Below are 490 nucleotides of genomic sequence, written 5' to 3' on the forward strand. Positions count from 1 at the left end.
TGTAAAAGCAGCAGCGAAAGCAGACTTAGAAAAAGCAGCGCAAGCCGAAAAAGCAGAAATCGCATCAGATAAGAGCTTAACAGCAGCGCAACGTACAGAAAAAGAACAAGCAGTAGATGCAGCGAAAACAGCAGAAGAAGCTAAGATTGCGTCAGCAGAAAACGCTGATAAAGTAGCCGAAGCTAAAACAGCAGGTGTTGCAGCAATTGCAGGTGTCCACACACCAGGTGACTTAGAGACTGTAAAAGCAGCAGCGAAAGCAGACTTAGAAAAAGCAGCGCAAGCCGAAAAAGCAGAAATCGCATCAGATAAGAGCTTAACAGCAGCGCAACGTACAGAAAAAGAACAAGCAGTAGATGCAGCGAAAACAGCAGAAGAAGCTAAGATTGCGTCAGCAGAAAACGCTGATAAAGTAGCCGAAGCTAAAACAGCAGGTGTTGCAGCAATTGCAGGTGTCCACACACCAGGTGACTTAGAGACTGTAAAAGCA

General features: G+C 45.5%; 1 protein-coding gene. It reads left to right on the forward strand.

Annotated features, from left to right (window positions below; genetic code table 11):
- Positions 1-490 (forward strand): DUF1542 domain-containing protein (locus HMPREF0851_RS15300; RefSeq protein WP_000322183.1); only part of this gene is annotated, 490 nt, incomplete at both ends.

Origin of the sequence: Streptococcus sp. M334, assembly GCF_000187745.1 — a bacterium.
Taxonomy (GTDB): Bacteria; Bacillota; Bacilli; order Lactobacillales; family Streptococcaceae; genus Streptococcus.